Origin of the sequence: Gelidibacter sp. (assembly GCF_035577925.1) — a bacterium.
In the GTDB taxonomy this organism is placed as follows: Bacteria; Bacteroidota; Bacteroidia; order Flavobacteriales; family Flavobacteriaceae; genus Gelidibacter.
Genome location: NZ_DATJCY010000036.1, coordinates 1 through 7,962, shown reverse-complemented (window position 1 = coordinate 7,962; position 7,962 = coordinate 1). Strand labels below are relative to the sequence as shown.

At 36.4% G+C, this 7,962-nt stretch carries 6 protein-coding genes and 1 pseudogene; 6 read left to right on the top strand and 1 reads right to left on the bottom strand.

The genetic code is table 11. The features are described 5' to 3' along the window. From VNJ50_RS01315 to panB, 5 genes are all read left to right on the top strand, one after another. Nucleotides 1–1,318: L-serine ammonia-lyase (locus tag VNJ50_RS01315; RefSeq protein WP_325578312.1), on the top strand; the 1,318-nt coding region annotated here is incomplete at its 5' end. A 106-nt stretch (nucleotides 1,319–1,424) separates the two neighbouring features. Beyond that, nucleotides 1,425–2,903: a GDSL-type esterase/lipase family protein gene (locus VNJ50_RS01310; RefSeq protein ID WP_325578310.1), complete on the top strand. Its 1,479-nt coding sequence runs from the start codon at nucleotides 1,425–1,427 to the stop codon at nucleotides 2,901–2,903. Then, nucleotides 2,900–4,192, top strand: coding sequence for a GDSL-type esterase/lipase family protein (locus VNJ50_RS01305; RefSeq protein WP_325578308.1), 1,293 nt, complete (start codon nucleotides 2,900–2,902; stop codon nucleotides 4,190–4,192). The genes VNJ50_RS01310 and VNJ50_RS01305 overlap by 4 nt, the downstream gene beginning before the upstream one ends. Beyond that, a complete protein-coding gene (locus VNJ50_RS01300; RefSeq protein ID WP_325578306.1) occupies nucleotides 4,185–5,843 on the top strand; it encodes an MBOAT family O-acyltransferase in 1,659 nt (552 codons plus the stop codon). Before VNJ50_RS01305 ends, VNJ50_RS01300 begins: the two co-directional genes overlap by 8 nt. Nucleotides 5,844–5,989: 146 nt before the next feature. Then, nucleotides 5,990–6,808, top strand: coding sequence for a 3-methyl-2-oxobutanoate hydroxymethyltransferase (panB, locus tag VNJ50_RS01295; protein WP_325578304.1), 819 nt, complete (start codon nucleotides 5,990–5,992; stop codon nucleotides 6,806–6,808). A 48-nt stretch (nucleotides 6,809–6,856) separates the two neighbouring features. Here the strand turns inward: panB and VNJ50_RS01290 are convergent, their stop codons facing one another. Next, nucleotides 6,857–7,429: a hypothetical protein gene (locus VNJ50_RS01290; protein WP_325578302.1), complete on the bottom strand. Its 573-nt coding sequence runs from the start codon at nucleotides 7,427–7,429 to the stop codon at nucleotides 6,857–6,859. A 205-nt stretch (nucleotides 7,430–7,634) separates the two neighbouring features. Here VNJ50_RS01290 and VNJ50_RS01285 point away from each other — a divergent pair. Beyond that, nucleotides 7,635–7,962 (top strand): annotated as a pseudogene (locus VNJ50_RS01285) (alpha/beta hydrolase); the annotation flags it as partial.

Here is a 7,962-nt window from a genome sequence, read left to right as displayed (position 1 = left end):
GGAAGCTAACCAATTTGAAAAGGTTACTGAAATAACCGTCGATTTATATGGCTCGTTGTCCCTCACAGGAAAGGGCCACGCCACCGATTATGCCGTGATGCTGGGCCTTAGTGGTGCCGATCCCGAAACCGTGCCCATAGACAGTATTGAATCGACAATTATAAATATCAAAAACACTACTATTCTACAGTTTAACAATGAAATACCGGTAGCTTTTGATGTCAAAAAAAATATTGTTTTCAATAGAGAGTTTTTACCGTTCCATGCCAATGGAATGAAGTTTACGGCTACTGTTGACGGACAAGCCCAAAGTGAAATTTTTTATTCTATTGGCGGAGGATTTGTGGTTAAAGAAGAACTTCAAGGCTCCAAACAAAAAGAACAAATTTTTGAAAACACCTTCCCATATCCCATCCGATTGGGAACTGAATTATTGGCTTATTGCCATGAATTGAACTTGCCTGTTTCCAGTGTTGTTTTGGAAAATGAAAAGTCCATCAGAACCATGGAGGAAATTGATTTTGAACTGAAACGTATTTGGGACACGATGCTGGAGTGTATGTATATTGGCTGTCATACCGAAGGCAATCTGCCTGGCGGATTAAACGTAAGGCGCCGCGCTTTTGACATGCATAAAAGCTTAAAATGCGATTTACCCTATAACTCTCCCGAAGAATGGTTGCAAACCATCAGAAAAACAGAAGTTAAGTTTCGTCAAATCTTACAATGGGTAAGTTGTTTTGCGCTTAGCGTCAATGAAGTCAACGCTGCATTGGGTCGTGTGGTAACGGCACCAACCAATGGCAGTGCTGGCGTTATTCCTGCAGTATTGATGTATTATTTGGTGATCGAAAATCATGAAGCTGATTTTGAGCACATCAAAAAATTCTTATTGGTTTCGGGTGAAATTGGAAGTATCTTCAAAAAGAATGCGACCATCTCAGCTGCCATGGGTGGCTGTCAGGCAGAAATTGGCGTATCCTCCTCAATGGCCGCTGCTGCATTGTGTGAATTATTGGGAGGTTCAGCCGATCAAGTATTGATTGCTGCCGAAGTTGCCATGGAGCATCACCTTGGATTGACTTGTGACCCGATTGCAGGATTAGTGCAAATACCATGTATTGAGCGCAATGCCATGGGTGCTATCAAAGCTATAAATGCTGCTGAACTTGCCATCAACACCGATCCAAAAAATGTTAAAGTACCGTTGGATAAAGTAGTGCAGACCATGTGGGAAACGGCAAAGGACATGAATACAAAATACAAAGAAACCTCTGAAGGCGGCTTGGCGGTCAGCGTCAATCTTGCGGATTGTTAATTTACATTAAAAATCAAAGTAAAAAGTTTAACTATTGGAAACCAAAATGTATATTAATCTTTACACTATATTTCGAATATAAAAAAGCCATCTCCAAATCCATTTCATGAGGTATTCCCCTTTTAAAATATTTATTTATTTTGTTATAACGCTTTTGGTATTGCTGGGAACCACCCTGTTGACCACCTCCAAAACGCTTGATAATGGAAAGGTTCAAGAAGGTTTTTTTATAGGAGATTTTCATATTAAATATCCAACATTCGAAAGTTTTATTTCTGATCCGAGCTACGACCGATCCCATATAAAAAGTTTGGACAGCATTGTGAGCAATATCGAAACTTTAGTCAAAGAAGTCGATCAAGAAAAACCAGAAAGTATCGCAACGCCTATTATCCCCGATTTTAGAAAAATAGATACGTCCAAAGTCCAGCGCATCAGCTATCCTGATAATCGCCTGGCTTTTATTGATCGCATTCGCAAAAATCTGCAAAGTGACCATTGCCGTATAATTCATTATGGCGATTCGCAATTGGAAGGCGATCGGATTTCGGGATATTTACGCAATAGGTTTCAAGGTTTATATGGTGGTTCTGGTCCGGGATTTATTCCTATAGTGCAAGTTTATGATCAAATTAGTGCTAACGTTACGCATTCTGACAATTGGACCCGACATGCCTATTTTGATCCGACGCAAAAAAAATTTCCTCATAAAAAATATGGTGCGTATTCATCGCTTTCAAGATTTACAGAAGCTTATGAAACTATTGACAGTGTACTTGTCGAGTCTTTAGAAACAAAAAATGCAACAATTACCATAGGCATTCCTACCAAATCACATTTGCTTGCAAGGACGTTCACCAAAATAGGTTTACATTACGGAAATGCATTGGTCCCGGCAACGATCAATATTTATAATGACGACGAACTGATCTTATCTGATGAATTAATCGCCGACGGTGATTATCATAAGTTTTCACTTAATTTGACAACAACCCCATCCAACCTAAGGATTGAAATAGAAAGTAAAATAAGTCCAGATTTTTATGGACTTACCTTAGATGGAAATTCCGGTATTTCATTGGATAATGTGGCGATGAGAGGATCATCAGGAACCATTTTTGCTGGAACAGATGCCAACAATTTTCATGAAATGTACCAACAATTACAGCCTAAATTACTGATTTTCCAATATGGTGGAAATTCTGTGCCGTATTTAAAAGATTCTTTGGGCGTAAAGGAATATGCCAGCTATTTAAAAAACCATATCAATTGGGTAAAGCGAAAAAGCAACAATGCCGATGTCATTTTTATTGGTCCTTCAGATATGACCACCACCGATGCCGGCCAGATGAAAACTTATCCGCTTCTGCCCTATCTTAACGAAGTTTTGGAAGAAACTTGTAAGGAAAACGGCTTTGCTTTTTGGAGTATGTATGATGCCATGGGTGGAAAAAACTCAATGCAACATTGGGTTGACCAAGGATTGGCAGCCACAGATTATACACATTTTTCGCCATCAGGTACTAAAATCATCTCCGAATTATTTTTTATGGCCATGTATTTAGATTTAAACACCAAAAAATGAGAAATACATTCATCTTACTTTTTATAATAATCACGACTCCTTTTTTTGGACAGAAATACCATTTGGATAGCCTGAAACCAACATTAGGTCATCTGATTAATTTTGAAGCAAATACCTTCAAAATGGCTGAACAATCGCCAACATTTCATAAGTTTTTTGCCAAATTGGATTCCATTTATAGCGGTAAACAACAAAAACTTCATATTTTTCATATTGGTGGCTCACACATCCAAGCCGATATTTATTCAAATAAAATCAGAACCTATCTCCAAAACACCAATACCATGTCACAAGGACAACGTGGTTTTGTTTTTCCGTACCAATTGGCGCACACCAACAATCCATCAAATTATCGCATTGAAGGCAATAAGTCAAAATGGCAAGGCTATCGCTCGTCCATAAAAAAAGATAGCATTGCTTGGGGATTGTCAGGTATCACCGCGGCGTTCAGAAGTGTATCAGATACTATTAACATCAAAGCAAATCATCGCAATTATACCAAACAGCCTTACGAGTTTAATAAATTAAGAGTGTTTTACAATACCGAAAAATCAGATTATGAATTGACCATTCTGGATTCCGTATTTATTTCTGATACCTTAAACTTGGATAAAAAGTATCGTGAATTTCGTTTTAATAAATTGATTGAAGAAGTCAACTTGTCATTAATATTAAAAGATTCGACTACAATAAACCCTGAATTTGCGTTGATGGGCATGGAATTTATGAACGATAGCTATGGTATTGAATATACTAGTATTGGCGTAAACGGAGGCAGTTTTGCATTTTATGATCGGACTGTATATTTTGAAAAACAACTACAACTTTACCAACCCGATCTGTTTATTATTGCCATTGGTACCAATGATGGCTATATGCCAAAAAGCGAATTTGATCCTGAAAATTTCAAGTTGTATTATGAAAGTTTTATAAGAATGGTCCAAAGGGTAAACCCCGATTGTGCTATTTTGTTAACCGTTCCAAATGATGATTATTACCAACGAAAAATCCCGAATCCTAATACGGCCGTACAGCAACAAGTTATTATGGAGCTGGGAGAAAAATACAAAATGGCAGTTTGGGATTTTTATGAAATAATGGGCGGTTTGGGATCTTCAAACAAATGGTATCAAAACAAATTAATGCCTCGTGACCGCATCCATTTTACCCAATTGGGCTATAGCATAATGGGCGATTTATTTATGGATGCACTGATTGCTGCTTGGGCACAATCCACAGGTAGAAATAAGGACGAGTTGTTGCAACACTATAAAACATTGCATGAATAGGCTGTACGACATTTTTACGTTTTCGGAAGATTTTCCTCTCATTTTTACCCAAGCAAATTTTTGGATATTCTTTGCGGTTGCCTATTTTATTTTCGCTCTCGTCTATAAGAAAATCAAGCTTAGAAATTCCTATTTGTTCCTGATCTCACTTTTCTTTTACTATAAAACCAGTGGACTTTTTATTGGGATTCTTATTTTTAGTACGCTTGTCGATTTTTTTATAGGTAAAAATATTTATAAAAGCGACAAGCAAATTAAACGGAAAATTTTGGTCACCTCAAGCGTCATCATCAATCTAACGGTGCTTTGTTATTTTAAATATGCCTATTTTTTTACGGATTCCTTCAATATGCTCTTCCATACCAATTTTGAAGTATATAATTGGTTAGCGCATTGGGGCAATAGTTTTAACAACCAACATTATTTCACGGTAGATAAAATCATTCTTCCAGTGGGAATTTCATTTTACACTTTTCAAACCATTAGTTACAGCGTTGACATATATCGGAGAAAATTAGTGCCGTTAAAATCCATACTCGATTTTGGGTTTTATGTCAGTTTCTTCCCGCAATTGGTTGCGGGACCTATCGTGAGGGCGGAAACCTTTGTGCCTCAAATCTCTAAACCAACGGTTATTACGAAATCTGATTTTGATACCGGAACGTTTATGATCCTGAAAGGACTGATCAAAAAAATGATTTTTGCCGATTTTATTGCCATGCACTTTTTGGATCGTGTGTTTGATGCGCCCGAAATGTTTTCAGGATTTGCCAATGTCATGGCACTTATTGGCTATTCACTTCAAATTTATGGTGATTTTTCGGGATATACCGATATTGCTATTGGCCTTGCGCTATTGATGGGATTCAAATTACCCATCAACTTTAATTCGCCTTATAAAGCCACAAGTGCGGGCGATTTTTGGAGACGTTGGCACATTTCACTTTCCACTTGGCTACGCGATTATTTATACATTCCGTTAGGTGGAAACCGAAAAGGATCGGCCGCATCTTATATTATTTTAGCTGTTTTTATTTTGGGTGTTTTATATGCTTATCAGGATTTGATGGTGGTATCTATTGTATTGATTTTAGCTCTTTCCATTTATATTTTATCACTTTATAATGAATCGGTAAAAAGTCAGATAAATACCAATATAAACCTTATGCTTACCATGTTAATTGGAGGCTTATGGCATGGCGCTTCTTGGAAATATGTCATTTGGGGTGGATTGAACGGTGTGGGAATTGTAGTTTACAAATTTTGGCGCAAAATTAGTCCGTATGAAAGCAACAATCAATGGTATGCCCGTTGGTGGAAAATTTTCGTGACGTTTGCATTTATCACCTTCACACGAATTTATTTTAGGGGTGAAAGTATGGATCATATTTCACGTTGGTATAAACAAGTTGCATTACACATGGATTGGCACTATGCATGGGATATTTTGGTCCATTATCAATTGGTATTCTGGGTGATGCTTTTTGGGTATATCACACATTGGTTACCGCAAACCACCAAAAATCGAATTGAGCACTTTTATGCTAAAAGCCCAGGATTTATAAAGATAATCATTGCCGCTTGTGTAGGTATTATCTGCTTTCAGGCATTTTCGACCGATTTTCAACCGTTTATTTATTTTCAATTTTAAGGATTTGCCAAAGGTTTAAGTCAATCTTTAACCTAATGATTTTTTTTAAAAATCATATATTTTTAGTCCATTTTAAGGTTTTCCTTTCTAAATATGACTCCATTTAAATAATCTCACTATTTTTACTTAATTAAAAGAAATCAACTATGTCTGTAGCAAAAAAAGAATATAAAAGAATCACCGTAAAAACATTGGTGGACATGAAAGCCAATGGCGAAAAAATATCAATGTTGACCGCATACGATTATACCATGGCCAAAATTGTAGATGGTGCTGGTGTAGATGTGATTTTGGTAGGTGATTCGGCTAGTAATGTTATGGCAGGACACGAAACCACTTTGCCTATTACTTTAGATCAAATGATATATCATGCTGCAGGTGTGGTACGTGGTATTGACCGCTCGTTGGTAGTGGTTGATCTGCCTTTTGGAAGTTATCAAAGTGATCCTAAAGAAGCGTTGCGCTCTGCAATCCGAATCATGAAAGAAAGTGGCGGACATGCCGTAAAACTTGAAGGCGGTAAAGAAATCAAAGAATCTATTAAGCGCATTTTAAATGCCGGAATTCCAGTGATGGGTCATTTGGGACTCACGCCACAATCCATTTATAAATTTGGAACTTATACCGTAAGAGCCAAGGAAGACGAAGAGGCCGATAAACTTAAAGAAGACGCCATGATGCTTGAAAGAATTGGCTGTTTTGCTATTGTATTGGAAAAAATTCCTGCAAAATTGGCGAAAGAAGTTGCCGAAAGTGTGTCCATCCCTATTATTGGTATTGGTGCTGGCAACGGTGTGGACGGACAAGTCCTTGTTTTGCACGATATGTTGGGAATGACGCATGAATTTAATCCACGTTTTTTAAGACGCTATATGAATCTTTTTGAAGACATGACCAATTCCATTTCACAATATGTGAAAGACGTAAAATCAGAAGATTTCCCTAATGATGAAGAGCAGTATTAGAGATAGGTCTTTGTTGCATTAAAAATCATAGCTCAAAAATTTATGAACTTATTTTATTTGAATACTCTTTACCATTGACGAAATAGGAATGGCAATAACCCCTGTTTTTTGATTAAGAAACAGCATATCACTTGTTTTACCAATAAGCTGTCCTAATTCAGATTGACCTTCTATATAATGTACGGCTATATGTTTTTGATTTGACACTTCATTGTGGGTCAATTTCCCATAGCCTTGTGCAACTAAAATGAGATATGAGATAAAAATAATTAAAAAGAAACTCCATTTTACGTTTTGATACCATTTAAAACGAACTAAATTAAAACTAAAACGTGCGTAACTCGCTGGACCTCGTTTTTGCCAAAAGTTATCAAATGCAAACAAAAGATATGTAACAATTAAAGTTAACAATGTAAATGATAGAATTCTAAAATCGGCAAAGGGAGCTATCAGAAAATCAAAAACACTGGCATAGTCAAAGATATTAATACCAAAATAATTGTATTTATAATAATTAAATAACATGCCGATGCCAATAGCAAAAAGATATGAAAGTGTTAAAAACACTTGAAAACTGCCAAGTACTTTGTCTATTAGTTGCGAGGTTTTTGTTTCTTTCATCCTTTGGACATAATTAAATCATAAGATATTTTCAAAAATGTCAAATATAATCAAATATCAAAAAGTAAATTTATTTCTTTCTTAATGGTCAACCTTTCACAATACCATCATGTAAGTGATTAAGCAAACAAAGCATTTTACTAATTTTATAGCCTAAGCTTCCAATATCAAATCTCAATAAAACCCATAATTTAGCAATCACGTAATGCCAGTCGTCCAATCTACATTCAAACCACCATTTTACTTTAAACGAGGATTTATCGCCACTGTATATTCTGGAATCATCAGAAAAGTCAATTTAATACAACAACGTGAAAGATTAGAATTGGAGGATGGCGATTTTATAGATCTGGATTGGAGTTATGCCGATCAGAAATCGGATAAGGTCATCATTTTACTCAGCGGACTGGAAGGCCATGGCCAACGGCCTTATTTGACAGGTGCTGCAAAATTATTCAACCAAAATGGAATTGATGCTATTTGCGTTAACTTTAGAGGCAATAGCGGAGAGCCCAACCGAAAATATTATGCCT